Raw genomic sequence first — 24,295 nt, forward strand, 5'->3', positions numbered from 1 at the left:
AGGGGCCCGTGTTTGTGCGCCATCCTTGGCGCGCCCGCAGGCTTTCCACACGGGCCCCCATCGGTCATGAATGCTGCCTTACTCGTTCAACTCCTCACTGCGCGCTCTTAGCCGAGCAGTTGCAGCGCCAGCGACGGTTGCTGGTTGGCTTGCGCCAGAATCGCCGTACCCGCCTGCTGCAGAATCGACTGCTGGGTCAACTGCGCGGTCTCAAAGGCGATATCCGCATCCAGAATCCGCGAGCGCGCAGCCGACATCTGTTCGGACTGGTTGCTCAGGTTGGAGACCACCGCCTCAAAGCGATTCTGCATCGCGCCCAAGGTGGCGCGGATGTCAGTGATGCTGTTGATGGCCAAATCCAGCGTGCTGATGGCCGACGCCGCCCGGCTCGGGCCCGTGCCGCTGATGGTCAGCGCGCTGATGGCCAGCGCATTGGCGGTGGCCGCCTTGATCACGAACGAAATCATCTGGCCACTATAGGCTCCCACCTGAATTTTGGCGGAGTAGCCCGCGGTGCTCATCAGCACCTTGCCGTTGAAGCTGGTGGTATGCGCAATCCGGTCGATCTCCGACACCAACTGCGCAAACTCGGCGTGCAGGTCGTCGCGGTCGCTGGTGGTCATGGTGCCGTTGGCCGCCTGCACCGCCAGTTCGCGCATCCGCTGCAACGCGTTGGTGGTCTCCTCCAGGGCGCCCTCGGCCACCTGGGCCAGCGAGATGCCATCGTTGGCGTTGCGCGCCGCCATGTTCAAACCACGCACCTGCGCCGTCATGCGGGTGGAGATGGACAGACCCGCCGCGTCGTCCTTGGCGCTGTTCACGCGCAGACCCGAGGACAACTTCTGATAAATGCCGCTTAGCTTGGTGGTGCTCTGGTTCAAGCGGCGTTGGGCGTTCAAAGAGGCAACGTTGGTGTTGATGTAAAGAGCCATGATGATCCTCCATGATCGGAACGCGGTGGTTCCGGCGCTATCATTCCTAAGTCCATTGGTCGGGGCTGTTTCCGTTCAGCCCGCAGGACGTCCTGTCCTCGCTTACAGCACAATTCCCCTGTGGGAATTTTTCTGTGATGCGCGCTCCCGTCGTCGTCTTCATCCTGAAGGCGCGTGGGCTCACGCACGCATGTGATGACACATGCCGTTTCCAGTCCATCCGTTCTCTGCGGAGCTTCCAGCCCCTCAATAGCGCGCCCTGCCGGTTCATCCAGAACCACTCCGTGGCGCCGTACTGCTCTGAAGGTCCTTCCTATGGCCTTCCTTCGCCATCCCTGGCGTCCTGCCGCCACATGGCCTTCCCGTGGCCATGCTGAACGGGACTCCTTCCCGTTCGGTAAGAACGCGCCCTGACCGATCCTTGGTCATCGGGGCAATGCCCCGATACATGACGCGCTCTTTTTTGCCGCGAAGCGAAGAGCTCTCCTCGCTCCGTTCCCTTGCGCCATCCCTCCTGGAGGCTCAAGGGCGCGGCCCGCTCCTTGGGCCGCATTGCGTTTGCGCCGCGCCTATCCTGGGCGCGCCGACCGATCCTGGTCAGCTCCCTGGCGCGCCGACCGATCCTGGTCAGCTCCCTGGCGCTCCGTCCTCCTGACGGCTCCCTCCCTGGGACCTCCCGACGCTCCTTGCCGGAAGGGGATTTCATGCCGAACCGGGCCCGTGTTTGTGCGCCATCCTTGGCGCGCCCGCAGGCTTTCCACACGGGCCCCCATCGGTCATGAATGCTGTCTTACTCGTTCAACTCCTCACTGCGCGCTCTTAGCCGAGCAGTTGCAGCGCCAGCGACGGTTGCTGGTTGGCTTGCGCCAGAATCGCCGTACCCGCCTGCTGCAGAATCGACTGCTGGGTCAACTGCGCGGTCTCAAAGGCGATATCCGCATCCAGAATCCGCGAGCGCGCAGCCGACATCTGTTCGGACTGGTTGCTCAGGTTGGAGACCACCGCCTCAAAGCGATTCTGCATCGCGCCCAAGGTGGCGCGGATGTCAGTGATGCTGTTGATGGCCAAATCCAGCGTGCTGATGGCCGACGCCGCCCGGCTCGGGCCCGTGCCGCTGATGGTCAGCGCGCTGATGGCCAGCGCATTGGCGGTGGCCGCCTTGATCACGAACGAAATCATCTGGCCACTATAGGCTCCCACCTGAATTTTGGCGGAGTAGCCCGCGGTGCTCATCAGCACCTTGCCGTTGAAGCTGGTGGTATGCGCAATCCGGTCGATCTCCGACACCAACTGCGCAAACTCGGCGTGCAGGTCGTCGCGGTCGCTGGTGGTCATGGTGCCGTTGGCCGCCTGCACCGCCAGTTCGCGCATCCGCTGCAACGCGTTGGTGGTCTCCTCCAGGGCGCCCTCGGCCACCTGGGCCAGCGAGATGCCATCGTTGGCGTTGCGCGCCGCCATGTTCAAACCACGCACCTGCGCCGTCATGCGGGTGGAGATGGACAGACCCGCCGCGTCGTCCTTGGCGCTGTTCACGCGCAGACCCGAGGACAACTTCTGATAAATGCCGCTCAGCTTGGTGGTGCTCTGGTTCAAGCGGCGTTGGGCGTTCAAAGAAGCAACGTTGGTGTTGATGTAAAGAGCCATTGTGGAATCCTCCGTTGGCGGGCGTTCCCGTCCCACCGTCGATTCCCTGGCGCCGCTGGGCCATCCTGGGCCCGGCCTGATGGCGCATCAGGGTCGGTTGCATCCTGCATGGATTCCGTCTGGGCTGCTGGCGCGGGGTCATGAAACCCTGACTCCGGCGCCTCGGGCGATGCGCAGGCCATCCTCGGCCAAGCCCATCACCGCCCAAAACGGCATCCCGGTCCCGGCGGACGTCGCGCACTCCATGGCGCAAACGTCCTGTGTTTTCGTCTCCAACCAATCCAGTCGTTCCGTGGCCACTGCCTGGCGGAAGCTGGTCAAGCGTTGATTGCGCATCAACTTTTCCTGATGATGGCGCCGCATGATCGACCCCTCCTGGGTCGGATTATGGGCGGTGTTCCAAGCGCGCGCGCATCCGAGCGTCTTCGCGAGATCGTCCGGCGTCAGGCCGCCCTCCATGGCGTCCCGTGCGCATGCTTGTTCATTCAGCCGCTGGCGTCCCGCCAAGCGGAGTCCGCCGCCGCCCATCTTCCGATGGGTTTTGGCGCTGACGTTGATCTGCTCAATCTTCACTCTCAACAACTCCCAGCGTGGTCTTTTCGGATTGATCCGAAACATTTCCATCCTTGGCTGGGGTGGGTCTCTTCCAATTTCAGAACCGACCCGAGTTCTGGCCCCAAGATGGGCGTTGCACCGAATCCATGGCGCGCCGGGATGTTCAATTGCGCAGGGCCAATCCCAACCCTGGCCCGACCAAACGGGCGACCGCATCAAGAGGGTTTTGTGGCGTTGACGTCTCATCCTGAGACCGATTCCTCGCCCGCCCTCTGAGGCGGTTTGGCGCGCCGAATCCCTGGCGCACTGAGACTGTTCGCTCATCTTTGGGGTCAGTCTCGGACCCCATCCCGATCTTCCGGGCCGACCGCGTTCAAGGGTTTTGTGGCGTTGGGGTCTCTGCGTCAGACCGATTGTCACGCCCGCCCCTTGCGGCGGTCTTGCGCGCCGAATCCCTGGCGCATTGAAACTGTTCGCTTTACCTCTGAGGCCAGTCCCGAACCCCGACCCGACTGTGCGGGTCAACTGCGCAAGTGGGTTTTGTGGCGTTGGGGTCTCTTCCTGAGACCGATTGTCTGCGCCAACCCCTTTGCGCTGTGTCTGTTGGTCACCGCATCGCCGACCCTTCGACGATGGGACGCGTGGGCGCAGAGGCGGGGATCGCCACCCCGGCCGAATGCCAGCCCAAGCCATCGAGCAGCAGGGAGGCGTCCTCATTGACGATCAGCCATCCCAATTCGCCATCCGCCACGCCGCCCTGCTCCTCCTGCGAACGCTCCGGCGCCGGGCGCCGTCTGGCCAATGGGCGACGACGGTTCAGCGCGCCGCTGCGCACCAGACGACCGTTACGAATGCGCCACTCGCCAATGGGTTGGCTCCTGGGCGAGGGCGAGGCGTCGACAAACAGCCCCTCCAGCTCGCGCATGGCCGCCCCCAACGTCTGCAACCGGGTCCGCTGCTCGTGTGTCTGTTCCGCCTGCGGCGGCTCCTGGATCAGCGACGCAACGCCGCCGAGCGCCATGGCTTGCCGCTGCGCGCCGCCAAGCGCGCCCTGCTCGATCCGCGTTTGACGCACGTTGGCGCTCAAGCGGGATTGCGCATGCCGACGATTCCGCGCCGCGCCGTTGGCCAGCATCACATCGGCCCGAGTGGTCGCTTTGGCGCCCTGTGCGGCGGTCTGACGCTGATTGGCGCGCGCAAACTCCATCATCTCGCCCTGCGGCAGCGCAGTGTGCTGCGCCAACGGAAGGCGTGTGCCGGATGTACGCGTTTTGTGGATCAAGAACATCATTCCCGCCTCTCACATGCGCGAAATCTCTTCCGCGTTGGATTCCTCATTGTGGGCAGCGATCTGCGTGGCGTCATTGAGCGCGTCCAGAGTCGGAGCCAGGCTCAAGCAAGCCCAGCTGACGTTCTGCGACGGCTGCGCCCGCCCATCCGGGGTCACGATGCACAGCTCCTCGCTGCGCGCCAGATGGGGGTCGTCATTGGACGCCCGATTCAGCTCCGCCATCAGCCTGGCCACCGCGCTGCGCAGCAGATCCCGATCCCGCTGCGTGAACACGCCGCGCAGCGCCAGATCGGCCAGATCCCGAATCCGTTGCCGGGCATTGCCTTGAGGACGGCCCAGATCGGCCAGCTCGGCCAAAAAGACCATGCCCTCAATGCCCAACTTCGGCGCCGCGCGCAGCGGTCCCAGCATCTCCAAAAAGCGTCCCATCATGCTCAGACCGGCAATCCCTTCGCTGCGCTGGACGCCCCACACATGGGCGCTCAGGCGACCGAAACCGTTCTGCGATGCTTGAAGGGGCGCCGCCGCCTCTTCATCGCGACGGCCAATGCGCCATGCTGCGCGCTCAGTGCCGTGAACAGTCATTGCCAGTCCTCCTGGGACCTCTTGCGCATGCCTTGGGTTTTCGCCCGCTGTGACGTTGCCCAATACTCGATGCCCTTTTGTCTGGATCAAGGCGCAGGGGGTCGTTGGCGGTGAGCACGCTCATCGCGATTCCTTACCCAGCTGCGCCGGAATCCCTTAGCCCAGCAGTTGCAGCGCCAATTGCGGCTGCTGATTGGCTTGCGCCAACACTGCCGTGCCCGCCTGTTGCAGAATGGAATCCCGCGTCAGTTGAGCGGTTTCGGCGGCGATATCGGCATCCATGATGCGCGAACGCGAGGCCGACATGTTCTCAACGATGTTGGACAGGTTGTTGATCACCGCTTCGAACCGGTTCTGCACCGCGCCCAAGCCAGCGCGAATGTCAGCGATGCTGTCCAGCGCCTGGTCGATTTGACGCAGCGCGGAGTTGGCCCCGTTGACGGTGCTGATGGTCACAACCGGGTTCCCCGTGGTGTTGGAGAACAGATGGTTGATCGACGCTCCGGTGATGGTGATGGAGATGGTCTGCCCGGAGAACGCGCCCACATGGAAGTTCTGCGCCGTGTAGGTGCCGTCGAGCACGGTGAGTTTGTTGAACTCGGTGTGCTCGGAGATCCGGGAGATCTCAGACAACAGCTGGTTGACCTCTTTTTGGAGGTTCTCGCGGTCGTCCGAGTTATAGGTGGAGTTGGCCGCCTGCACCGCCAGTTCACGGATGCGTTGCAGCGCGTTGGTGGTCTCCTCCAGGGCGCCTTCGGCCACCTGAGCCACCGAAATGCCATCATTGGCGTTACGGACGGCTTGGTTCAGGCCGCGAATCTGTGCGGTCATGCGCTGGCTGATGGCCAGACCCGCCGCGTCATCCTTGGCGGTGTTGATGCGCAGACCCGAAGAGAGGCGTTGGAACGTGCTCCCCAGGGAGTTGGTGGATTTCATCAGATTTCGCTGAGCGTTCAGCGAAGTCACATTGGTATTGATGTACAAGGCCATGGTAAATCACCTCCATCAAGCGCTATCCAGAATGGAATGCGCGTTAATTCCTTCCATGGATGGAGGTGGGCTGAGCTATTTTATAGGGCCAACCCTGCCCTAATTTCTGTATTCGACTGCCAAGTGGGTATTGCGAATTTTCGGCGTGTTCCCTTGTTTGAGTTTCCCTATCACCAGTTACGACACGATTCAGTTTATTTCTGCGCCGAACTCTCTTTGCGGCTTTCGTCCGCTTCCTGCGGCGATTGCTCTTTTTGGAGTTCGATCTTTTTTTCTCCCCGGCTTCCCTTGGCGCTCAGCGCCGCCGGGTGAGTTAAGTATCGGTTCGTCGGCGGGCCCCTTGAGGGTTTTTTTCGCTGGCGTGATTTTTTTTGTATCCGCCCGGCGCCCAGTGACGTCCAACAAGGTTAGTATCGTCAGCACACGCGCCCGTCTTAAGCATTTTTTTGCTTGGGTCGATGGGCTGTTGCGCGCGCCTATTGATTGCGGCGACGACGGCGCTCGCCCATGGTCAGGCCGATCTCGTCGGCCAGCTCCACAGCGGCCGGACGGTTCATCTTGTCGAGGATCTTGGCGGCGGTCTTCTCGCGCAATACGCGCAGCACCTTCACCGCGGTGGCGCGCTCCATGCCTTCGAGCTGCGCGCCCGCCTGTTTCGGCTTCATGCTGGAGAAAACCTTGGCCAGCCGCGCGATGTTGGCGTCATCGATGCGCTTCTCCTCCTCCAGATCGCGACGGATCTCCGCGCGCAGCGCCTCCATGGCGGCGATGCGCCGGGAGAGCTGCTCCTCCATGCGCTTGACTTCAGCTTCGCGGGTCTCCAGCAGCTTGGCGCGCGCATCCAGATTCATGCGGCGCTTCTCCAAAGCCTGCAGCAGCTGAATCGGATCCTTGATGCGTTTGTCCTGATCGGTCACGACCGCCGCTGGCGGAGCGCTCTCCATGGCGTCCCCCGGCGCGGCCGGAGGCTGACCGGGAGCGGGCGCGGCCTGCTGCGCATTGGCCGACGTGGTGAGCGCCAACAACAGCAGCAGCGCCGTCATCCAGCCGACGACAAAGGCGGCCCAGCGGGTGGGAAGGAGCGCTTTGGGTTGTTCGATTGCCTGCATGATCTTCGCCTTTTATTCCCCCTGACGATGGTGGCGCACCACCCCCGCCATATCCAGTTCGCGATACTCTTTGCGGAACATCTCTTTACGGCGCTCGTTCTCGGCCCGGTCGCTGAGCTTTTCGGCCTGCTGCAACTGGGTGCGCGCCGACAGCCACACAGTGCGCGCGCGATCGCTGGCGGCCTGGGCCTGATTGATCTCCAGCTCCAGCCGCTTGCGTCGGAACGCCTGGCCGCGGGCAAAGCCATCAATCAGGGCCGTGGGCGGACGTTCAACATCGCTCAAACCGTCGCGCGCGTCGCGTTCGCCCTGCAGCGTCTGCTCCTCCAGATCGTGCATACGGCCGTGCAGATCGCGCACCTGCGCCAGGGTGCGGGCGTACTCGCCGCCCAACGCCTCTTCCCGCAGACGCCGTAAGTGCACCAGTCGGGTGAATCGATTGGTCATAGGACACCCTCCATTGCGCAAGCGCCAAAATTCCGTCTCGGCGACCCCATGCGCGGGTCTTCGCCCCGCCATTGGCCGTCTCCAGGGCGTGTTAACCGGCCCCAGTCGGTAACTAGCAATATTCTCGCCGATTGTTTAGGCTGAACGCGTTGAATGAGAATCCACTCCCCCCGCCCGCCCTCGCGCACGAGGCTCTATGTTGCGATTTCCCCGCTGCACCGCGCTGTTGACTCTGCTGATGACACTGGGCCTGACGCTGGGCGCCGCTTCGCCGCTGGCGGCCAAGCCCCTGCGTCTGGTGACCGATCCGGAGACGCTGGATCTGATCGATGAGATCGCCCAACCGCTGGTCGCCGCCGCCGGTCTGCCCAAGGATTCGGTGCGTTACTATGTGGTGCTCAACCCCACTTTGAACGCCTTCGCCCTGGCCGATCAACGGATCGTCTTCCACAGCGGCCTGCTGGCCATGGCGCGCAACCGCGACGAATTGGCGGCGGTGATCGCCCACGAACTGGCGCACTTGGCCGCCGGTCACCACATCAAACTCAAGTCCGACTTGCGCCGCGCCTCCATCCAGTCGCTGATCACCATGGCGGCGGGATTGGCCGCCGGTCTGGCCTCCGGCAACTCCAAAGCGGTGCAGGCCGGCATGGTCGGCGGACAGGCGGCCGCGCGCAGCGGTCTGCTGGCGGCCATGCGGCAGAAGGAGAGCCAGGCCGACCAACTGGCGGTGAACTATATGGGCGGCGCCCATTATGACCCCCACGGCGTCTCCAGCTTCATGGATCTGCTCAATCGCGAACAGCGCATGAGCGTCAAACCCCCCGCCTATCTGGTGACCCACCCATTGGGCCAGGAGCGTCTGAGCGCCGCTGAGGATCTGGTGGCCCACGCCCCGGCGACAACCGTGCGGCCCGACCACCAGAGCGAACGGCTGCTGCGCGCGCGGGCCAAACTGATGGCGGGCACCGCCTCCGACCCCAACGCCATGGCCAACCACTTTGTGGAGCTGCTCAAGCAGGGGCGCTACACCGCCACCGACCCTGAACGCTTCGCCTGGCGCTACGGCCACGCCCTGGCGCTGCTCTACGCCGGGCGTCTGCTTGAAGCGCTGGAGGAGTTCAATGGGCTGCTCAAGGAGGCCCCCGACGACCTCTATATTCTGCGCCACCGGGGTTTGACCTATCTGGAGATGGGCGACGCCAAACGCGCCCGGCGCGATCTGCGCCGCGCCCTGGCGCAACGTCCTGACCATCCGGACCTGCGTTTGCGGCTGGCCCAGGCGCTCAAGGCCGATGGCGAGCCCGAAGAGGCGGCGCGCATGCTGCGACGCCTGACCCTGGAGCATCCCGACGAGGCCGATCCCTTCTATGTGCTGGGGGTGATCGAAGGGCAGCAGGGGCGGCTGGGCGCCAGCCACTTGGCGCTGGCGCGCTACTATGCGCTGCTGCTGCAACGCAAAAACGCCCGCTGGCACTACCAGCAGGCGTTGCAGAAACTCCCGGAAAAAGATCCGGCGCGCGCTTTGATCAAGGCCGAGCTCAAGGAGCTCAAGGAGAAGGAGTGACCGCGTTTGGCGCCGCGCGGCGCAGCGTCGCAGCCTCTTCACGCCGCCCCTGCGCCTCCAACAGCCGCGCCGCCGCCGCCCGTGGAGTAATGGGCAGATAGCGCAGCGCTTGAGGTTGCGGCGGCGCCTCGCCATAGATCAGGTTCAAATAGCCCAACAGCGCCGCCTGCCGCTCGCCCATCATCTCCTGGGCGTAGGCGCGTTGGAAGCGCGCCGCCAGATCCACCGCCGCATCGGCCCGCTGCGCGCGCAGCAGACGCCGCAATCGACCCGCATCACGCTCGGCGCCCTGGCGGGTGAAACGGAACATCGCATCGGTCACCGCATCCAACAGCCACGCAGGCCACACGCTGCGGGCATCGGGAATCAAACGCTCCAACAGCGCATCCAGCGAGTGCGCCTGTTGGTTCAACACCCCTTCAGCCAGCAGACGCAAGCGCAGGGCGTCGGCCTCCGGCTCGTCGGCGGCGCCCAACCACGTCAGCGCCTGTTCCCCGTGACCCGCCTGCAGCGCCGCCTCGGCCAACGGCGCGCGCAATGGCGCGGGCAGGGCGTCGGCGTCAAAACCCAGCCCCTGCGGCGTCAGCAAACCGCCCGGCTGCAACAGCCCCAACGGCTCGCGCCGCTCCCACTCCAGCAGCGCGCGCAGATAGAAGCTGCGCTCCAGCGGCTCGGGGCCGGTCAGCGCTTCGCGCAGCCAGTCGCGCCGTTGATGCGCCGCGCGCAGGGCGGGCGGACACGCCTGCTGCTCCTTTTGACGCGCTTCGGGACGTTTGCGCGGACGGTAGACGGTCACGGTGGCGCTGGGCGCCAGCCAATCGCGGTAGAGTTTGGCGTGCAACGCGCGGGTGGGTTCATCGCCGCCTGCAGCCAGACTCTGCTCCAATAGCGCCAGGGCCTCGTCAAAGCGCGCCGAGCGCGCCAGATGATCGGCCTCCATACGCGCCAGATGACGCCGCGCCCGCTGCGCCCGCTCCCCCTGCGCCGCCGCTTGCGGCAACTGTTTGAGTCGATGCAGCGCTTCAGCCGAACGCCCCTGCGCCAACGCCAGTTCAATGCGCGCCAGATCCAAAGCCACATCGGGCTCAGGGCGCCCGGCGCGGGCGGCGTAGAGATTCAGTTGCAGGGTCGCCTGCTCCAGATTGCCCAGACGCAGATGACACAGCGCCACCCCCAACTGGGCGCGCGCATGCTGGGCATGGCGCGGCTGATTGACCAGGAACTCGGCATAGGCTTGACGCGCCTTGTCGAACTCCTCGGCGCCCATCAAGGCGTCGGCGCGCAGCAGACTCAGCTCGGCGTCATTGGCAATGGCTTCGGGGGGAAACGCCGACAGTGCAGCCAACGCCTCGGCGGCGTGGCCCAGGCGTTGGTGGGCGCTGGCCTGCACCCGCCGCCACTGGGCCGCCTCCAATGGCGAGCCGCCCACGCCCAGCGCCTCTTCGGCGATGCGCAGCGCCAGCAGGGCCTGGCCGTCGTCGAGCATGCGTTGCGCCATGGCCGGCGCCAGCGCCGCGCCTGCGCCCGAGGCGCTCAACTCATAAGCCTGAATGCGCGGCGCAACCAGACTGCCCGCAGCGCGCGCCTGGGGAGTGACGCCAATGCACAGCAGCGCCGTCAGCGTCACACACAGCGCCGCCGCGCGCAGGGGCGCAGCGTGGGTCACTGGGTGGGCGGCGGCGTGGGCAGCCGCTCATAACGGGTGGTGGGCTCCACCTTACGGCTGTCACAGCTCTTTAAGGCCAGAGCCGCGCCGCCCGCCAGCAGCACCAGCAGCAACAGCCACTTGGGCCAGCTGCGCCGCGGCCCGCCGCCGAAGCGTCGCTTGTTCAAGGAGGAGTCGAAGCGGTTGCGCCGATTACGTCTCATGGAGGCCTGTTGACTGAATAATTAGGGCGCGATCAGGCTGCCTGCGCCGGGATCTGTTGACCCACGCCGACAATGCGATTGCCCTCGGAGCCGTTGATGTAGACCAAGCGCGGTTGATGCGCGCGGGCCTGCGCCTCGGGCACGCGGGCAAAGGCGGCGATGATGACGAAGTCGTTAATCTCCGCCATGCGCGCAGCCGAGCCGTTGATGGAGATCATACCGCTGCCGCGTTCGCCGCGAATGGCGTAGGTGGTGAAGCGGGCGCCGTTGTTAACGTTCCAGATATGAATCTCTTCGAACTCGTGCAGACCCGCCGCCTCCATCAAATCCTCATCGATGGCGCACGACCCTTCATAATCCAGATGGCACTCGGTCACCCGGGCGCGGTGGATCTTGCACTTGAGAAGGGAAACATCCATTGCTGCGATCTCCTGACAGAATCTCAATGACAAAGCATAACGCATCGCCGCGCCGTTGCAACGGCTGGCAATGCAAGGTGTTTACGCGGCGGCGTCATCCAGCCGCAGATTATCGATCAAACGCGCCGCGCCCACGTGGGCGGCCATGAGAACCACCGGCGCAATGGGGTCGGCGCTTTGCCACGGCGCCAGCGTCAGCGGATGCCGCGCCGCCACGTAGTCGATGCGTTCAATGCCCGCCTCGGTCAACGCCGCCCGCGCCGTCGCCTCCAGGCGCTGCGGGTCGCGCTCGCCGTTGCTCCAGGCGCTGCGCGCGGCGCTCAAACCGCGATACAGCGCCGCCGCCTGCTCGCGCTCGGCGCCTTGCAGATAGCGGTTGCGGCTGGACATGGCCAGACCATCGGCCTCACGCACGGTGGGCATCCCCACCAGGGTGTAGGGCATGGCCAGATCCTGCACCATGCGCCGCAGAATGGTGAACTGCTGGTAGTCCTTCAAACCCAGATAGCAGCGCGTGGGCATGGTCAGATTGAGCAGAATCGCCACCACCGTGGCCACCCCCTGGAAGTGGCCGGGGCGGGCCGCGCCGCACAGCTCCGAACTCAGCGGCTCCACCGCGATGATGCTCTGGAACCCCTCCGGGTAGATATCGGATTCACGCGGATAGAACAGCGCGTCACACCCGCTCTGCTCCAGCAGCGCCATATCCGCCTCCAGGGTGCGCGGGTAGCGGTCGTAATCCTCGCCCTCGGCGAACTGGGCCGGATTGACGAAGATCGACGCCAACGCGCGGCCATTCTCCTCGGCGGCGGTGCGCACCAACGACAGATGCCCGTCATGCAGGCAGCCCATGGTGGGGACAAAGCCGATGCTGTGGCCGCCGCTCAAGGTTTCGCTCTGCCACGCGCTCAGATCGGCCCGGCTCTCCAGTAATCGCATGCCTACTCCCCTTTGAATGCGTGTTCGGCGCTGGGAAACGCGCCGCTGCGCACCTCATCGGCGAACTGCGTGATGGCGTTGCTCACCAGCTGACCGCCGTTCAGATATTGTTTGACGAATTTGGGCCGCACGCCGTCGTACAGGCCCAGCAGATCGTGCATCACCAACACCTGGCCGTCGCACTGCGCGCCGGCGCCGATGCCGATGGTGGGGCAGCCCGCCTCGGCGGTGATGCGCGCCCCCAGGGCGGCGGGAATCCCCTCCAGCACGATGGCGCTGGCGCCCGCCTGCGCCACCGCCAGGGCGTCGTCCAGCACCCGTTGTGACGCTGCGGCGCCGCGTCCCTGCACTTTGAAGCCGCCAAACGCGCGCACCGACTGCGGCGTCAGCCCCACGTGGGCGACAACCGGAATCCCGCGCGCGGTGAGAAACGCGATGGTCTCGGCCATCACTGCGCCGCCCTCCAGCTTGACCGCGCCGCAGCCACTCTCCTGCATGGCGCGCACGGCGGCGGCCATGGTCTGCTCTGGCGAGATCTGCGCGGCGCCGAAGGGCAGATCCATCACCACCAGCGCCCGACGCGCGGCGCGCGCCACCATGCGCGCATGGTAGATCATCTCATCCAGGGTCACCGGCAGCGGCGTCTCCTGGCCCTGCACCACCATGCCCAGAGAGTCGCCCACCAACAGCACATCGACGCCGACCTGATCAAACAGGCGCGCAAAGGGGTAGTCATAGGCGGTGACGGTGACGATTTTGCGCCCCTCGGCCTTGAAACGGGCCAGGGCGGGGGCGGTCACGGGGGCGGCGTCAAGAGACATGGGGCGTCTCCTGTCCGCTGACAAGCGCGTCCGGGACGATGATGCATAACGGGGACGACGACTGACCATAAGCGGCCAGACGGATGGCGAGACGGGCGCGAGCCCATCGGAGCGCCGACAGGGTCGTCCCGGTCCCCCCAACGGCGGATCCAGGCATCTGTCTCTCTCCTGAGAATGCGGATGTTGTGGTCAGTTGAACACAATAAGCGGGCGTTGTCGTTTGGGAGATTGGAAGATATCGAGGGCTTCGCCCTCGAGCTCCCACACAACCAAACCGTGGGGCGCCGCCCCACACCCCGCTGGGGTCACAGACCCCAGACCCCCAAAAATTCGGCCATAAATGTCCGAATTTTCGAGTTTCCAGATTGTGGGAAAACGTCCGATTATTGTTTCCACTGATCGTATCAATTGCGTCTGCGTTGTGGATGACAACCATTTGACCGCGCGCCCACCGGCGCGTCGCTCCTCGGTTCCGTCAGGCCAAACGCTCTACGCGCTCGCCATCATCCAGATTCCGCAGCATCTCGTCAACGCTTTTGCCCGCCACCGGGTGACGCCAGGCGCCCGCCACGTCGGCCAGAGGGGTCAACACAAAGCGGCGCTGATGCAAACGGGGATGGGGCAGAGTGAGATCCGGAGCGTCCAATTGCCGGTCGGCGTAGTAGAGCAGATCCAGATCCAGCGTGCGCGGCCCCAGGGGGACTTCGCGCGTGCGGTCGCGGCCGTGGTCGCGCTCGATCAACAGCAGCGTGTTGAGCAGCGCCGACGGCGTGAGGGTGGTCTCCACGCGCGCCGCGCCATTCACATACCAGGGCTGTCCAGGGGGGCCGACGGGTTCAGTGCGATACCAGTGGGAGCAGGCCATCAGCCGCACCCCGGGCAGACGCTCCAGCTCGGCGACCGCAGCGCGGCAGACGGCCAGCGCATCGCCCAGATTGGCGCCGATGGCCACACAGGCGTCGAACCAGGGATTCGCTCCGCCCATCAGCCGCGCACAGCCGTCATTAAGCGGAAACCACCTTGATGTGCCAGGGTTCGAAGCGCACGCCCAGTTGGTTGTCACGGGTGTAGCGCAGTTTCAGATAGCCGCGTTCGGCCAGCCCCTGGAACACTTCGCTCTGGGTGAAGTGCACGGTGAAGTTGAGCTTGCCCAGACCGCGCTGGCCGACGTCGAAGTCGCCCACGCCGTGGAATGAGTAGCCCGGAGGCGCCAACGAGCGCGAGGCCAACGACAGGTTGCCGTCGCTCTCCACCGCCTTGGCCAGGAACAGGTGGAACTGTTTGACCACGCTGCGTACGCCGGAGGTGAGCACCACTTTGCGCCCCACCTCTTTGCGGATCTTGTCGTACACGCGCATGGCGTCGCCGCGGTACAGATAGTTGCCGGTGTAGGGCACTTTGGCCACTTCGCGACGCGGCACCGCTTCGGTGAGGTTGCGCACCGGCTTGTCGCCCATAAAGCCGTACTCATCGGCCGAGCGATAGAAGATCTCTTCGAGAAAATCCATCTCTTCGGCAGTGAACTGGCCCACTTTGCTGTAGCGATTGGCCACCTTCAGCGCTTCGTCGAAGCTGAGCAGATGGAAATTGGCGTGGCCCACCACCCGCTCCATCTGATCGAAACGATGGTGCGCGCGCCGCAGCAGCCCAATGCGCCAGCGCTCAACGTAGATGTCGCCGGGGTGGGCGCTATTGAAATCGCGCACCCGTTTGAGCATCTCGTCCATGCTGCGATACTGCGCAAACTGCGGCTTGATGCGCGGGGCGATGTTGGGCCGAGCGTCGGCTCGGTAACGCGCCTGCGCCGCGCCGGGCAGAATCAGGCTTCCGCCCAATGCGCTCGCTCCGCCAACCACCATGGATTGCAGAAATTTCCGCCGTTGCATCATCTGATACCGATCGGCCTTACCGCTCCCTGCTATGACCCGATCCCACGCGGATAGAGTCCAACGGGCCATTATATACCCGAAACTTTACCCGCGAACAATATGGCATTCCGCCTGACTTGTCGCCCAGCCCCGATTATGTTGAAGGCGACGGGCGCATCTTTTTCCCGTTTGACGCGCCTATTGCTGGTACAGTACAACCACTCGGTTGGCTCAAGACCGTTTAAATTCCTGAGAACCCGTATGGCCCGTGCACCCATCAGCCGTCTGTGGCGACTGTTCTGGCTCTTTGCGCTCCTGACGTTGAGCGTGGAGTCGGCGCGCGCCAACCCCTACCAGGAGAGCCCGGGACCGTTGCTCAACGCTGACCAAACCTGTCAGCTCATCGGAACCAAACTGGGCAGCGTCAGCACCCGTGACTGCCTGGCTGAGAATCTCCAGCCCACCGGTTCCTATTCGGTCAACGGCCTGCCCATCTTGATCAAGGAATACCCGCCGCTGCCGGAACGCAAACCGCGCGGCCGCATTCTGGTGATCGGCGGCATCCACGGCGATGAGTACTCTTCGGTCAGCGTGGTGTTTCGCTGGCTGCGCACCTTGAACGAACACCACTCCGGGCTGTTCCACTGGCGCATCGCCCCGCTGACCAATCCCGATGGCCTGCTGCGCATGGAGTCCCAGCGCATGAACGCCAATGGGGTGGACTTGAACCGCAACTTCCCCACCCCCAACTGGGCCGCCGAGGCGCCGGACTACTGGATCAACAGCACCAAGCGCGACCCGCGACGCTATCCGGGAAGCGCGCCGCTCTCCGAGCCTGAATCCCGTTGGATCGCCAAAGAGATCGAAGCGTTCCAACCGGACTGCATCGTCTCCATCCACGCCCCATTCGGCATTCTGGATTTTGACGGTCCGCCAAAAAATCCGCCCAAACGCTTCGGACCGCTCTATCTGTCCCTGTTGGGCACTTATCCGGGCTCTTTGGGGCGTTACGCCGGTTTGCACAAGCGCATCCCCATCATCACCATCGAGCTGAAACACGCAGGGATCATGCCATCGCAAATGGAGAGCCGTCACATCTGGGGCGATCTGGTGCGCTGGCTGTCGCAAAATATCTATAATCCCAGCACAATTTACTCTCCCAACGTCAACGCATCCACCGACTCCGGGGCGGACAGCCGACGCGCGCCTGCGCCGCCGCCCCTGCCCAAACGGGGAGGCTCATGAATCCCGATCTGCACCGTCTGCAACCCTACCCCTTTGAAAAGCTGGCGAACCTGCTGGGCAATACCCCGGTGGAGCATAATTTGACGCCGCTGAACATCTCCATTGGCGAGCCCAAGCACGCCACCCCCGCGTTTGTGCGCGAGGCGATGATCGACGCCCTGGACGGCATCGCCATCTACCCCACCACGCGGGGCGAGCGGGCATTGCGCGAGGCCATCAGCGGCTGGATCTGTCGCCGTTTTGGCCCTGACGCTTCGGCCATCGACCCGGATCGTCACGTGATTCCGGTCAACGGCACCCGCGAGGCGCTGTTCTCCTTCGCCCAGGCGGTGTGCGATCGCACCGTCCAGGATGGCGTGATCCTCACCCCCAACCCCTTCTATCAAATCTATGAGGGGGCGGCGTTCATGTCCGGGGTTACGCCGATCCATGTCAACGCCACGGCGCAGACCGGTTTCCGCCCGCGTTTTCAGGATCTTGACCCGGCGATTCTGGACCGCGCCCAACTGCTCTATCTGTGCTCCCCCTCCAACCCCACCGGCGCGGTGCATCCGCTCGAGGAGTTGCAGAGCCTTATCGAGCTGGCCGACCGCCATGATTTCGTCATCGCCAGCGACGAGTGCTATTCGGAGATCTACTACGACGGCGAACCCCCCGCCGGACTGCTGCAGGCGGCCTGGGCCATGGGGCGGACTGATTTCAAACGCTGCGTGGTGTTCCACTCCCTCTCCAAGCGCTCCAACATGCCCGGCGCGCGCAGCGGTTTCGTGGCGGGGGACGCCGAACTTTTGGCGCGCTACTTCCAGTTGCGCACCTACACCGGCTGCGCCCAGCCGCCGTTCATCCAGCACGCGGCCATCGCCGCCTGGAACGACGAAACCCACGTGGCCGACAACCGCGCCCTCTACCGCGCCAAGCTCGATGAATCCGAGGCGATTCTCTCCCCGCATCTGAACGTGCGGCGCCCCGAGGCCAGCTTCTACCTCTGGTTGGAGGTTCCCGGCGGCGGCGAGCGCTTTGCGCAACATCTGTTTGGGCGTTATGGCGTCACGGTGTTGCCGGGCGGCTATCTGGGCCGCACCGGGGACAACTGCCTGGGCGGCGCGGGCAATCCGGGCGATCCTTACGTGCGCATCGCCCTGGTGGCCACGCCGGAGCAGAACCGCGAAGCGATGCAGCGCATTGCGCAGGCGGCGCAGACCTTTACGCTCTAAGCATTGATGTTTGGAGTGAAAATATTCGGGAGCTGAAAGATATTGAGGGCTGCGCCCTCAAACTCCCCTGAAGATCAAAAGCCAAACCGTGATTCAGGCCATCCATGGCCTTCACCCTTCGGGCTCGCTGCGCGAGTCCGATTCGGCAATCCTGCCGAATCGTGGGGCGCCGCCCCACACCCCGCTTAAGGGACGCATCCCTTAAGAATCCCGACAAATTTTCTGCGAAAATTTGTCCAGTAGTCAGCGTTGGCCCAGCCAACGTCACGCAAACATTCAACGCCCTGTGCATTTTAAATTCACATGGCTCGTGAAACAGGGAAGGAACGCTCATGTCTTTGCAGCAGATCATTGAAACCGCCTGGGACAACCGCGCGGAAATCAACTCCGGCACCCAGGGCGAAGTGCGCGAGGCGGTGTTGGAAACCATCGAGAAGATGGACGCGGGCGAATTGCGCGTAGCCGAGAAGAACCCGGATCACCCGGAAGCCGAACATGGCTGGGTGGTGAATCAATGGGCCAAGAAGGCGGTGTTGCTGTTCTTCAAGCTGCACGACAACGTTCCCATGGGCGGCCATGGTCAATTCTTCGACAAGGTGCCGTTGAAATTCGATGGTTGGGATGCGGCGCGTTTCAAATCTGCGGGCATTCGCGTGGTGCCGCCTGCGGCGGCGCGCAAGGGGGTCTATCTGGCGCCCAGCGTGGTGCTGATGCCCTCTTACTGCAACATTGGCGCGTATGTGGATTCCGGGACCATGGTGGACACCTGGGCCACGGTGGGTTCCTGCGCGCAGATTGGCAAGAACGTGCACATCTCCGGCGGCGCTGGGATTGGCGGGGTGTTGGAGCCGTTGCAGGCCAACCCGGTGATCATTGAGGACAACTGCTTCATTGGCGCGCGCGCCGAGGTGGCTGAGGGCGTGATTGTGGGCGAGGGTTCTGTTCTCTCCATGGGCGTGTACTTGGGCAAATCCACCAAGATTGTGGATCGCGCCACCGGTGAGATTCACATGGGCTATGTGCCGCCTTACTCGGTGGTGGTGTCGGGCGCCATGCCGGGCAAGCCCATGGGCAATGGCGAGCCGGGGCCGAACCTCTATTGCGCGGTGATCGTGAAGACTGTTGATGCGCAGACGCGCTCGAAGACAGGCATCAACGAGCTGCTGCGCGAGTTCTAAGAACATGCTTTTGGGTCGGGACGGCGCAAGCCGTCCCGAGCTACGCAGGTCCAGGAGGATCATCCTCCTGGTGGGTGCAGGGCAAAGCCCTGCTGGGGTGTGGGGCAAAGCCCCGCGCAGTTGCCGTTATCTTTGGCCCTGTTTTTGGCCGTTTCCCCATCCACAGAAGGTGGAGCCAGCACGGGACTGCATGAGAGGCTAGAAGCGTGCAGCCAGCACGGAGGCAAACGGGGAAACGGCGGTGAGCAGGCCCGTAGGGCCGTCGCCCGCAGGGCGGCGAATGCTCTCGGACTCACGGCCCGGGAAAGTTGAAAAGTGTGTGCGGGAAAGCCTGACGGGAGAAAAGTCATCGGTCAGGAACAATGGAAAAGTGTTTTCTGTATAATCTACATTATTTTATATATTTAAAATACCATACAGCGTGAGCATATAACGCGCTGACAAGCCATCATCGATGCATTCGCGCACATCACGCTTGGGAGCAAGCCCAACACCGCCGCCTTTGGGAAGCCTGGGAGCAAGCCCAACACCGCCGCCGTTGGCGGCATACTGGGGAGGCCTCCTCCCCAGACCCCTCTCTCAATTTGCCAGAGCAAATTGAGTCAGGAAGCGCCCCAGCAAAATCTGCGATTTTGCTTTTGAAAATAGGGGCGCGATTTAAAGAATTACACGTTAAGGCTCCGCCTTAACAATCCGCCAGGGCGCCGCCCTGGACCCGCTTAAGGGTCACGGACCCTTAAGAATCCCGCCTGCGGCGGCCATAAATGTCCGCCTCCGGCACGTTTAAGGACCAAAACGACTTTATGAACGCCTCCCCCATCGCCCCCGCCGGCTCCGGCGACCCCCTGGAGATCGCCCTGGAGCTGCTGCGCGCCCCCTCCATCACCCCGGAAGATCACGGCGCCCAAGACATCCTCATCCGCCACCTGGAAGACCTCGGCTTCACCATCCACCACCTGCGCTTCGGCGACATCGAGAACTTCTACGCCCGCATCGGCGAAACCGGGAAAAACTTCTGCTTCGCCGGTCACACCGACGTCGTCCCCCCCGGCGATGCGACCAAATGGCGCAGCCAACCCTTCGCCGCCGATATCGTCGATGGCCTGCTCATCGGCCGCGGCGCCTGCGATATGAAAGGCGGTCTGGCCGCCATGTTGGCCGGGGCCGCGCGCTTTTTGACCGAACGCCCCCACTTCGCCCAACACAACAGCCTCTCCTTCCTCATCACCGGCGATGAAGAGGGCGACGCCGTCAACGGCACCATCAAGATTCTCGATTGGCTGAACGAGCGCGGCGAAACCCTCGACTACTGCGTGGTGGGCGAACCCACCAGCGCCGCCGTGCTGGGCGACGTGGTCAAAAACGGCCGGCGCGGCTCGGTCAACGGCGTCATCACCATTCGCGGCATGGCCGGACACGTGGCCTATCCCCATCTGGCCAAAAACGCCATCCATCTGGCCGCCCCCGCCATCGCCGCCATCTCCGCCATTGAGTTCGACCAGGGCAATCAATACTTCCAGCCCAGCTCACTGCAGTTCACCCGCATCGAAGGGGGCGGCGCAGCAACAAATGTGGTCCCAGGGGCTCTGGAAGCGCGCTTTAACATCCGTTTCTCCACTGAGCATACCCCTGACTCCCTGGAGGCCCTGATTCGCGAAAAACTGGCCGATCTGGACTACGACCTGACCATGACCGTCTCCGGCCTGCCGTTCCTCACCGATGGCGGGGAGTTAGTGGAGTCCATGTGCGAAGTGGTGCGCAACACCACTGGTCAACAAGCTGAACTGGCCACCGGCGGCGGCACCTCCGATGCCCGCTTCATCTCCCAAGTCTGCCCGCAAACGGTGGAGTTCGGCCTGGTGGGGCAGACCATGCACAAAGTCGATGAGTGCGTGCCTATTGCGGATTTGGAGACGTTGACTGAGGTTTACCGGCGGTTGCTGGAGAAGATGTTCTCCAGCTAAACAACCATGTCATTGGGTTGGATAATCCAAAAACTGGCGTGGAGAGAGGATCTGCACACCGCGAAATGGGTGGAGAACCAGGAGATCCGCATCACCGGTGACCAGACACTCGGCGGCGCCATTGACGGCCAATTCCAGGAATTTATCGTCCTTGGAATCACGACACGCCGTCACCGGTTCAGTGATCACCACCCGCACCGCCACCCGATGGATCAAGCGCAACAGCGTGTCCCGTTCCGCCGCATCCAGATAGCGCGCAAGTTTGGGGTGGTGAAGTTTCTCCGCCAACTCTTCCAAACAGTTGTCGGATATCAGCAAAATGCCGTCGTGAAGTACGCGATCAAGCGCCTGACGCGGCGCGGAAGAGGAAGAGAGTGCGGCGCTGATCAAGACATTGGTGTCCACAACCACCCGCATCAATCAGATATCCTTCAAGATTTCTTCAAGTTTATCGTCTGTTAAACCATTTTCCCGCGCCTGAATGCTGATCCGGTCCATGCACGCCTGCAACGCTTGCGCGGCAATGCGGCGCTCCTGCTCGGTCTGCACGGTTATCGTCACCGGTTCATCAGGATCAAACCCCGCGCGACGCAACGCCTCGGGCAGATCTCTCACTGTTATGGATTCCAGAATGGTGTTGGGCATGGCTCCCTCCGATGTCGCCTATCTTTGCGCAATCAGATTAACACAGAATGTGTTGGAAAGATGAAAGATGCCGGGGCTTCGCCCCAGACCCCACCAGGGCTTTGCCCTGGACCCACGAGGGCGCCGCCCTCGACCCGCCAGGAGGCCAGCCTCCTGGACCTCGTCAAATTTCCTACGGAAATTTGCCACCTTAAATAGCGCTAGACCGCACTATTTCCCGCACACACTTCTACTCCGCGCCAGGCCAGGGCCACGCCTTCCCTTGGCGACCATTCACTTGGCCCCACAGAGCTTGAATCTGCGCCTCAGTAGCTTCCCATTGGCCGCTGTTGTCGATCACCACATCCGCCAGTCGCTTCTTCTCCGCCTCCGGCGTCTGCTGCGCAATCACCCGCCGTTTGGTCGCCTCGTCCATATTGCCGCGCTCCGCCAGCCGCGCCATCTGCTGTTCACCGCACGCCACCGTGACCGTCAGATCGCACTTGCGCTGGGCGCCGGTCTCAAACAGCAGCGGAATCTCCAGCACCACCACCGCGTCAGGGGTTTCCGCCTGCCAGCGGGTCAGACTCTCCGCCTGCATGCGCCAAATTTGCGGGTGAATGATCCCCTCCAGCTCCTTACGCCGCGCGGGATTCTCAAACACCAGCTCGCCCAATCGGCGGCGGTTGAGTGAACCATCCTCTTGGATCACCTCGGCGCCAAAATACTCGGCCACCCGCCGCAACCCTTCGCTGCCCGGCGCCACCGCCGCCCGCGCCAGTTGGTCGGAGTCCAGCAAGTGCGCGCCCAGCTCCACCAAGCGTTTGGATACGCGGCTCTTGCCACACCCCATGGAGCCGGTCACCCCCAGCAGAAACACGCTCAGAGCCCCCCGCTGGTGAACATGTAATGGAAATACCAGCCGTACAGCAGCGGCCCGTGTGCTGGTTCAGCGGAAACATGACAACCGCCTAAGCCAAAATATCAGTTAGCCGTTCGCCTTTTCAGCCATTTTTTGGGATGGCTGAAAAGACTGCTTTTGGTACGTCGTCCGACGCCGTTCTCTGGCCGCCTCAAGCTTTTGATCTCGTTCGGCCAGGATCTGCACATGCCGCCCTTCCAGGCGATCCTGTGGGGTGACGTAGTCGATGGCGCTATGGAGCCGCCGGGTGTTGTAATGCTCGACGTACTTTCCCACAACCCGCTGGGCATCTTCCAGCGATAATGGCGTCTGAGGCCGAATGCACTCACGCTTCAAACTACCGTGAAAACGCTCCAGCTTTCCGTTGCTCTGCGGATAGTAAGGCGAAGTCCTCACATGCGTCATGCCGGATTCCCGGATGAACGCCTTAAAATCGTTGGCAACGAACTGCGGCCCATTGTCTGAGATCAGCCGCGGCTTAGCTTCCGGATAGGCCTCCTGAGCTCGGAGCAGGACCACTTCAACCTCATCTTCCTTCATCGACTCACGAATCTCCCAGTGGAGGATAAACCTGCTACATCCATCCAGGACACTGCACAGATAGTAGAACGTCCCCTGGATATTCAGATAGGAGATGTCCACATGCCAGTGTTTATGCGGTTCCGAAGGCTGTTTGAACCCTGTGCCCTTCTGCGAGGGCGGTGGGCTCCAACGACGCATCAGCCCGGCAGTTCTGAGCACACGCAGCACTGAAGAGGGGCTGACCGCCACCACGCCTGCATCCAGCATCATGTAGGTCAGACGCCGATAGCCCTCTGACGGATGTTCATGGAAAAAGGCGACAATCGCTTCCCTCTCCCAATCGTCCAGCCAAAAATCTCGGGGAATACGGCCATTGTGGTCGTTAACCATTCCATAGCGCTTGCGCCATGAATAGAACTTGCCCCTTTGCACGCCTATCCAGTTGATAATCCGGCTCGTGTCGATTTCGCTCTTGTCTGACCAAGACGCCACGAAATCCACCACCGAATCCCGTATGTCCGGCTCCACCCAGCAGCCGTTCAGCTCACCCCAAGACTTTTTTTTAGCGCAACATGCGCCTCAAGAAGCTCGGACATAACCTCATTTTTGGTTGCCAACTTCGCTTCTAGTTCGGCAATCTGTCGGTCACAAGCCTTTTGGCCGCGTTTGTCAGACAAGGCCGCTTCGCCGTTCTCAAACAAAGCCTTTTGCCAGCGATAGTACTGGCTGGGCTGAATGCCCGCCTCGTCGCACAGATCCGAGAGAACCACCTTCTCGACCAGGTGACGGCGCACATAGCCTACCTTCTGCTCAGCCGTAAATCTCCGCTTCTTCCGTTCCATACAAACCTCCGCTCAATATCTCTACATTATGAACGATTGGTTTGTCATTTTCCATCTGAACCGAAACAGGTCTGCGTTCCCCCTCCACAGAATTCAAAACAGCGCCCATGCGCTCTCCACGAGAAAGATCCTTATCCAAGTCATTTTTCGGCCATTGGGGGCCGCTTGCCGAGTTGGGTTGTGGAGGTTGAGCCGTGTATCCTGGGTGTGACGGTGTTCCATTTTGAGTGGGAACGCCCATAAAGTTCCGTTGCGGAACAGGGTCATGTAATCCTAATTCCGCAGAGGTGTTGGGCTGACGAAAAGGTGCGCTTTCTTCTTGAGGCTGCGGTTGTTTTCGAATGAGCGGCCCATCACTACGAGATCTGGCTTGGAATCGGTTTTGTTGAGCCTCTGAATCATAAGAGGAGTAACGTTGCGCGAGATATATAGGCGCGTTGGCTGGTTGTTCTGGGCGTGGGTCGTTGGCGGACAAGATGCCATTTTCAGCGGCCAAATGCAGATAGTTCGCACCGCCGCTGCTCGCCTCCAACGCGATGGTGGGGTCAATCGCCTGCGCGGCGAAATGGATCTCCTGTGGGGAGAGCGTGGCGTTCTCCGGGTCAGCCAACTCCTGCGCCGCCATCATGGAGTAGTTCTTGTCCGCTTGCAGCGGCGCGCCCGTATCGATGTCGCGCTGTTTAAGGAGCGCAGCGACGCTGCGCCGTTTGTGATCCTGTGGGTCAAAAAAGCCAAAGTTCATGATCTT

The 24,295-nt window shown here is 62.8% G+C and carries 26 protein-coding genes; 5 read left to right on the forward strand and 21 right to left on the reverse strand.

The window, feature by feature from the left end:
* Positions 1 to 107: 107 nt before the first annotated feature.
* From MAIT1_RS09525 to fliJ, 8 genes are all read right to left on the reverse strand, one after another.
* On the reverse strand, positions 108 to 932 hold the full coding sequence (locus tag MAIT1_RS09525; protein WP_085442056.1) for a flagellin N-terminal helical domain-containing protein: 825 nt from the start codon (positions 930 to 932) through the stop codon (positions 108 to 110).
* Positions 933 to 1,751: 819 nt separating this feature from the next.
* Positions 1,752 to 2,576, reverse strand: a complete 825-nt coding sequence (locus tag MAIT1_RS09530; protein WP_085442056.1) for a flagellin N-terminal helical domain-containing protein — start codon at positions 2,574 to 2,576, stop codon at positions 1,752 to 1,754.
* Positions 2,577 to 2,714: 138 nt separating this feature from the next.
* Complete coding sequence (locus MAIT1_RS09535) at positions 2,715 to 3,194, reverse strand: hypothetical protein (protein ID WP_143814761.1); 480 nt, start codon at positions 3,192 to 3,194, stop codon at positions 2,715 to 2,717.
* Positions 3,195 to 3,738: 544 nt separating this feature from the next.
* Positions 3,739 to 4,422: a hypothetical protein gene (locus MAIT1_RS09540; protein WP_085442058.1), complete on the reverse strand. Its 684-nt coding sequence runs from the start codon at positions 4,420 to 4,422 to the stop codon at positions 3,739 to 3,741.
* A 9-nt stretch (positions 4,423 to 4,431) separates the two neighbouring features.
* Positions 4,432 to 5,007, reverse strand: coding sequence for a hypothetical protein (locus MAIT1_RS09545; RefSeq protein WP_085442059.1), 576 nt, complete (start codon positions 5,005 to 5,007; stop codon positions 4,432 to 4,434).
* A 156-nt stretch (positions 5,008 to 5,163) separates the two neighbouring features.
* Positions 5,164 to 5,997, reverse strand: a complete 834-nt coding sequence (locus MAIT1_RS09550) for a flagellin N-terminal helical domain-containing protein (RefSeq protein WP_085442060.1) — start codon at positions 5,995 to 5,997, stop codon at positions 5,164 to 5,166.
* A gap of 476 nt (positions 5,998 to 6,473) precedes the next feature.
* Complete coding sequence (locus MAIT1_RS09555; protein ID WP_085442061.1) at positions 6,474 to 7,106, reverse strand: MotE family protein; 633 nt, start codon at positions 7,104 to 7,106, stop codon at positions 6,474 to 6,476.
* 12 nt (positions 7,107 to 7,118) lie between these two features.
* The gene (fliJ, locus tag MAIT1_RS09560; protein ID WP_158089409.1) at positions 7,119 to 7,553 is read right to left on the reverse strand and encodes a flagellar export protein FliJ; all 435 of its coding nucleotides are present in this window, start codon (positions 7,551 to 7,553) and stop codon (positions 7,119 to 7,121) included.
* Between the two features lie 196 nt (positions 7,554 to 7,749).
* On the opposite strand from fliJ, the gene MAIT1_RS09565 reads away from it, so the two are divergent.
* The gene (locus MAIT1_RS09565; protein WP_085442063.1) at positions 7,750 to 9,120 is read left to right on the forward strand and encodes a M48 family metalloprotease; all 1,371 of its coding nucleotides are present in this window, start codon (positions 7,750 to 7,752) and stop codon (positions 9,118 to 9,120) included.
* Here the strand turns inward: MAIT1_RS09565 and MAIT1_RS09570 are convergent.
* The 7 genes from MAIT1_RS09570 to MAIT1_RS09595 all read right to left on the reverse strand — a co-directional run bounded on the left by MAIT1_RS09570 (position 9,104) and on the right by MAIT1_RS09595 (position 15,003).
* Positions 9,104 to 10,786 (reverse strand): tetratricopeptide repeat protein, encoded by a 1,683-nt coding sequence (locus MAIT1_RS09570; protein ID WP_085442064.1) that lies wholly within the window; start codon positions 10,784 to 10,786, stop codon positions 9,104 to 9,106. The genes MAIT1_RS09565 and MAIT1_RS09570 overlap by 17 nt on opposite strands.
* Positions 10,783 to 10,989 (reverse strand): hypothetical protein, encoded by a 207-nt coding sequence (locus MAIT1_RS21505; RefSeq protein WP_143814762.1) that lies wholly within the window; start codon positions 10,987 to 10,989, stop codon positions 10,783 to 10,785. The genes MAIT1_RS09570 and MAIT1_RS21505 overlap by 4 nt, the downstream gene beginning before the upstream one ends.
* Positions 10,990 to 11,021: 32 nt before the next feature.
* A complete protein-coding gene (panD, locus tag MAIT1_RS09575) occupies positions 11,022 to 11,408 on the reverse strand; it encodes an aspartate 1-decarboxylase (RefSeq protein ID WP_085442065.1) in 387 nt (128 codons plus the stop codon).
* Positions 11,409 to 11,489: 81 nt separating this feature from the next.
* Positions 11,490 to 12,347 carry a pantoate--beta-alanine ligase gene (gene panC, locus MAIT1_RS09580; RefSeq protein WP_085442066.1) on the reverse strand — a complete coding sequence of 286 codons (858 nt, stop codon included), beginning with the start codon at positions 12,345 to 12,347 and terminating at the stop codon, positions 11,490 to 11,492.
* A gap of 2 nt (positions 12,348 to 12,349) precedes the next feature.
* The gene (panB, locus tag MAIT1_RS09585) at positions 12,350 to 13,168 is read right to left on the reverse strand and encodes a 3-methyl-2-oxobutanoate hydroxymethyltransferase (protein WP_085442067.1); all 819 of its coding nucleotides are present in this window, start codon (positions 13,166 to 13,168) and stop codon (positions 12,350 to 12,352) included.
* 475 nt (positions 13,169 to 13,643) lie between these two features.
* Positions 13,644 to 14,153 carry a 2-amino-4-hydroxy-6-hydroxymethyldihydropteridine diphosphokinase gene (gene folK, locus MAIT1_RS09590; RefSeq protein WP_085442068.1) on the reverse strand — a complete coding sequence of 170 codons (510 nt, stop codon included), beginning with the start codon at positions 14,151 to 14,153 and terminating at the stop codon, positions 13,644 to 13,646.
* Positions 14,154 to 14,172: 19 nt separating this feature from the next.
* Complete coding sequence (locus MAIT1_RS09595; protein WP_241893448.1) at positions 14,173 to 15,003, reverse strand: M15 family metallopeptidase; 831 nt, start codon at positions 15,001 to 15,003, stop codon at positions 14,173 to 14,175.
* Between the two features lie 294 nt (positions 15,004 to 15,297).
* Between MAIT1_RS09595 and MAIT1_RS09600 the strand changes: the two genes are divergently transcribed.
* The 4 genes from MAIT1_RS09600 to dapE all read left to right on the forward strand — a co-directional run bounded on the left by MAIT1_RS09600 (position 15,298) and on the right by dapE (position 20,637).
* Complete coding sequence (locus tag MAIT1_RS09600; protein ID WP_085442070.1) at positions 15,298 to 16,281, forward strand: M14 family murein peptide amidase A; 984 nt, start codon at positions 15,298 to 15,300, stop codon at positions 16,279 to 16,281.
* The gene (gene dapC, locus MAIT1_RS09605; RefSeq protein ID WP_085442071.1) at positions 16,278 to 17,495 is read left to right on the forward strand and encodes a succinyldiaminopimelate transaminase; all 1,218 of its coding nucleotides are present in this window, start codon (positions 16,278 to 16,280) and stop codon (positions 17,493 to 17,495) included. Before MAIT1_RS09600 ends, dapC begins: the two co-directional genes overlap by 4 nt.
* A gap of 332 nt (positions 17,496 to 17,827) precedes the next feature.
* Entirely contained in the window at positions 17,828 to 18,673 is an 846-nt protein-coding gene (gene dapD / locus MAIT1_RS09610) for a 2,3,4,5-tetrahydropyridine-2,6-dicarboxylate N-succinyltransferase (RefSeq protein ID WP_085442072.1), read from the forward strand.
* Between the two features lie 803 nt (positions 18,674 to 19,476).
* The gene (gene dapE, locus MAIT1_RS09615; protein ID WP_085442557.1) at positions 19,477 to 20,637 is read left to right on the forward strand and encodes a succinyl-diaminopimelate desuccinylase; all 1,161 of its coding nucleotides are present in this window, start codon (positions 19,477 to 19,479) and stop codon (positions 20,635 to 20,637) included.
* A gap of 9 nt (positions 20,638 to 20,646) precedes the next feature.
* Here the strand turns inward: dapE and MAIT1_RS09620 are convergent, their stop codons facing one another.
* The 6 genes from MAIT1_RS09620 to MAIT1_RS21510 form a co-directional block, all read right to left on the reverse strand.
* Entirely contained in the window at positions 20,647 to 21,054 is a 408-nt protein-coding gene (locus tag MAIT1_RS09620; RefSeq protein ID WP_085442073.1) for a putative toxin-antitoxin system toxin component, PIN family, read from the reverse strand.
* 3 nt (positions 21,055 to 21,057) lie between these two features.
* Positions 21,058 to 21,282 carry a hypothetical protein gene (locus MAIT1_RS09625; protein ID WP_085442074.1) on the reverse strand — a complete coding sequence of 75 codons (225 nt, stop codon included), beginning with the start codon at positions 21,280 to 21,282 and terminating at the stop codon, positions 21,058 to 21,060.
* A gap of 229 nt (positions 21,283 to 21,511) precedes the next feature.
* Positions 21,512 to 22,141: a dephospho-CoA kinase gene (coaE, locus tag MAIT1_RS09630; protein ID WP_085442075.1), complete on the reverse strand. Its 630-nt coding sequence runs from the start codon at positions 22,139 to 22,141 to the stop codon at positions 21,512 to 21,514.
* A gap of 108 nt (positions 22,142 to 22,249) precedes the next feature.
* Positions 22,250 to 23,233 carry an IS3 family transposase gene (locus MAIT1_RS09635; protein ID WP_198947775.1) on the reverse strand — a complete coding sequence of 328 codons (984 nt, stop codon included), beginning with the start codon at positions 23,231 to 23,233 and terminating at the stop codon, positions 22,250 to 22,252.
* An 11-nt stretch (positions 23,234 to 23,244) separates the two neighbouring features.
* Positions 23,245 to 23,547 (reverse strand): transposase, encoded by a 303-nt coding sequence (locus MAIT1_RS09640; RefSeq protein ID WP_085440078.1) that lies wholly within the window; start codon positions 23,545 to 23,547, stop codon positions 23,245 to 23,247.
* On the reverse strand, positions 23,516 to 24,289 hold the full coding sequence (locus MAIT1_RS21510) for a hypothetical protein (RefSeq protein ID WP_143814763.1): 774 nt from the start codon (positions 24,287 to 24,289) through the stop codon (positions 23,516 to 23,518). The genes MAIT1_RS09640 and MAIT1_RS21510 overlap by 32 nt, the downstream gene beginning before the upstream one ends.
* Positions 24,290 to 24,295 lie beyond the last annotated feature (6 nt).

Origin of the sequence: Magnetofaba australis IT-1 (assembly GCF_002109495.1) — a bacterium.
Lineage (GTDB): Bacteria > Pseudomonadota > Magnetococcia > Magnetococcales > Magnetococcaceae > Magnetofaba > Magnetofaba australis.

What these genes read in the sequence shown, in the direction of transcription:
- dapC (WP_085442071.1), top strand. Translation starts at nt 16,278, where the DNA reads ATGAATCCCGATCTGCACCGTCTGCAACCCTACCCCTTTGAAAAGCTG.
- MAIT1_RS09600 (WP_085442070.1), top strand. Translation starts at nt 15,298, where the DNA reads ATGGCCCGTGCACCCATCAGCCGTCTGTGGCGACTGTTCTGGCTCTTT.
- MAIT1_RS09625 (WP_085442074.1), bottom strand. Translation starts at nt 21,282, where the DNA reads ATGCCCAACACCATTCTGGAATCCATAACAGTGAGAGATCTGCCCGAG.
- panB (WP_085442067.1), bottom strand. Translation starts at nt 13,168, where the DNA reads ATGTCTCTTGACGCCGCCCCCGTGACCGCCCCCGCCCTGGCCCGTTTC.
- panC (WP_085442066.1), bottom strand. Translation starts at nt 12,347, where the DNA reads ATGCGATTACTGGAGAGCCGGGCCGATCTGAGCGCGTGGCAGAGCGAA.
- MAIT1_RS21505 (WP_143814762.1), bottom strand. Translation starts at nt 10,989, where the DNA reads ATGAGACGTAATCGGCGCAACCGCTTCGACTCCTCCTTGAACAAGCGA.
- MAIT1_RS21510 (WP_143814763.1), bottom strand. Translation starts at nt 24,289, where the DNA reads ATGAACTTTGGCTTTTTTGACCCACAGGATCACAAACGGCGCAGCGTC.
- MAIT1_RS09530 (WP_085442056.1), bottom strand. Translation starts at nt 2,576, where the DNA reads ATGGCTCTTTACATCAACACCAACGTTGCTTCTTTGAACGCCCAACGC.
- MAIT1_RS09545 (WP_085442059.1), bottom strand. Translation starts at nt 5,007, where the DNA reads ATGACTGTTCACGGCACTGAGCGCGCAGCATGGCGCATTGGCCGTCGC.
- fliJ (WP_158089409.1), bottom strand. Translation starts at nt 7,553, where the DNA reads ATGACCAATCGATTCACCCGACTGGTGCACTTACGGCGTCTGCGGGAA.
- MAIT1_RS09620 (WP_085442073.1), bottom strand. Translation starts at nt 21,054, where the DNA reads ATGCGGGTGGTTGTGGACACCAATGTCTTGATCAGCGCCGCACTCTCT.
- MAIT1_RS09555 (WP_085442061.1), bottom strand. Translation starts at nt 7,106, where the DNA reads ATGCAGGCAATCGAACAACCCAAAGCGCTCCTTCCCACCCGCTGGGCC.
- MAIT1_RS09640 (WP_085440078.1), bottom strand. Translation starts at nt 23,547, where the DNA reads ATGGAACGGAAGAAGCGGAGATTTACGGCTGAGCAGAAGGTAGGCTAT.
- MAIT1_RS09540 (WP_085442058.1), bottom strand. Translation starts at nt 4,422, where the DNA reads ATGATGTTCTTGATCCACAAAACGCGTACATCCGGCACACGCCTTCCG.
- MAIT1_RS09525 (WP_085442056.1), bottom strand. Translation starts at nt 932, where the DNA reads ATGGCTCTTTACATCAACACCAACGTTGCCTCTTTGAACGCCCAACGC.
- dapE (WP_085442557.1), top strand. Translation starts at nt 19,477, where the DNA reads ATGAACGCCTCCCCCATCGCCCCCGCCGGCTCCGGCGACCCCCTGGAG.
- panD (WP_085442065.1), bottom strand. Translation starts at nt 11,408, where the DNA reads ATGGATGTTTCCCTTCTCAAGTGCAAGATCCACCGCGCCCGGGTGACC.
- MAIT1_RS09535 (WP_143814761.1), bottom strand. Translation starts at nt 3,194, where the DNA reads ATGTTTCGGATCAATCCGAAAAGACCACGCTGGGAGTTGTTGAGAGTG.
- MAIT1_RS09550 (WP_085442060.1), bottom strand. Translation starts at nt 5,997, where the DNA reads ATGGCCTTGTACATCAATACCAATGTGACTTCGCTGAACGCTCAGCGA.
- MAIT1_RS09565 (WP_085442063.1), top strand. Translation starts at nt 7,750, where the DNA reads ATGTTGCGATTTCCCCGCTGCACCGCGCTGTTGACTCTGCTGATGACA.
- dapD (WP_085442072.1), top strand. Translation starts at nt 17,828, where the DNA reads ATGTCTTTGCAGCAGATCATTGAAACCGCCTGGGACAACCGCGCGGAA.
- folK (WP_085442068.1), bottom strand. Translation starts at nt 14,153, where the DNA reads ATGGGCGGAGCGAATCCCTGGTTCGACGCCTGTGTGGCCATCGGCGCC.